General features: G+C 66.6%; 2 protein-coding genes. One reads left to right on the forward strand and one right to left on the reverse strand.

All coding sequences use genetic code 11. The features are described from left to right. Positions 1 to 150: heme-binding protein (locus AB4Y86_RS18915; protein WP_441403669.1), on the reverse strand; the 150-nt coding region annotated here is incomplete at its 3' end. A 139-nt stretch (positions 151 to 289) separates the two neighbouring features. On the opposite strand from AB4Y86_RS18915, the gene AB4Y86_RS18920 reads away from it, so the two are divergent. Next, positions 290 to 1,404: PD-(D/E)XK nuclease family protein (locus tag AB4Y86_RS18920; protein ID WP_441403668.1), on the forward strand; the 1,115-nt coding region annotated here is incomplete at its 3' end.

Genomic DNA, 1,404 nt, shown 5'->3' on the forward strand with positions numbered 1-1,404 from the left:
GATGTAGTTGAACAGGTGCCGGAAGGCCGCGTTCCCGGCCCGGTCAAAGGTCGCGTTGACGTGAATTTCGGCCACAACGTGCGCGGGATAGCGGCGCAACTCGAAGTGCGGGTAGCGCTTGACCAGCTCATAGGGTTGCTGTTCGGTCATGGTCTTGTCGACCCTACGCCGGTCCCGCGACGGCGGCCAGACCCGGTGTGCGGCGTTCGCTGTCCGAGGGCTTTGATAGCTTGGCAGGAGAGATACCAGCGGGACCAGTCGGCGGGATCAACCAAGCAGCGGGGGCGCAATGTTTTTTCTTGAATCGGAGGTGCCGGAGGCGGTACCGGACCTGGTCTTCTCAGCCAGCGACCTGGTGGTGGCCGCGGACTGCGAGTATCAGTTGCTCCGAAAACTCGACGAGAGGCTGGGGCGCGCTGCCAAGGCGGACTTCGGCACGGATGAGATGCTCCAGCACGCGGCCGTGCTGGGCGACGTCCACGAGCGCAAGGTCCTGGACGGGTTTGTCGCCGAGTTCGGGTCCTGGGATCCGGCCAGCGGCCGTGGTGTGTACGACGTCGTTCCCGCCGCTGCCATGGACCGGCCCGCGCTGCTGGCCAAGCACCGCGAATCCATCGAGGCGCTGCGTGCCGGGGCCGACGTCGTCTTCCAAGCTGCCTTCTTTGACGGTCAGTTCCACGGCCGTTCCGACTTCCTGGTGCGACAGCCCGACGGCAGCTACGCGGTGTTCGACACCAAACTCGCCCGGCACGCCAAGGTGACCGCACTGCTGCAACTCGCCGCGTACGGTGACCAGCTGTTGAAGGCCGGCATCCGGGTTGATCCTGCGGTCACGCTGGTCCTCGGGGCCACGGTGCAACTGGCCACCGGCGGATTCGACTACGTCCGGAGCCACCACCAGCTCGCCGAGATCCTGCCGGTGTTCCGGGAACGGCGCGAGCGATTCCTGGCGCTGACGGCCGCCCACATCGCCCAGCCCGGCACCGTCCGCAGGGGCGCGGAGGGCATCACCGCMTGCGGCCGCTGCGACTATTGCCAGGAACAGGTCCAAACCACCGACGACCTTCTCCTGGTGGCCCGGATGAACTCCGTGCAGCGCAAGAACCTTCACGAGCTCGGCATTTACACGGTCAAGGCCTTGGCCCAGGCGACGCTGGCCCGGCCCACTCCCACGTTGCTGCGGCTGCAGGAACAGGCCCGGATGCAAAGCGGCGTCGGCCCCGCGGACGGAGAAGTCCGGTACTTCAAGGACGGCGAAGAGCACACCCTGCGCTACGCCGTCGTGCCGCAGAACACGCTGGCGGAGCTGCCGCCGCCCAGCGCGGGCGATATTTTCTTCGATTTCGAGGGCGACCCTTTGTGGCAGGAAAGCGCGACCGGCGTGTGGGGGCTGGAGTACCTGTT

Origin of the sequence: Arthrobacter sp. 2YAF22_2 (assembly GCF_052114645.1) — a bacterium.
Taxonomy (GTDB): domain Bacteria; phylum Actinomycetota; class Actinomycetes; order Actinomycetales; family Micrococcaceae; genus Arthrobacter.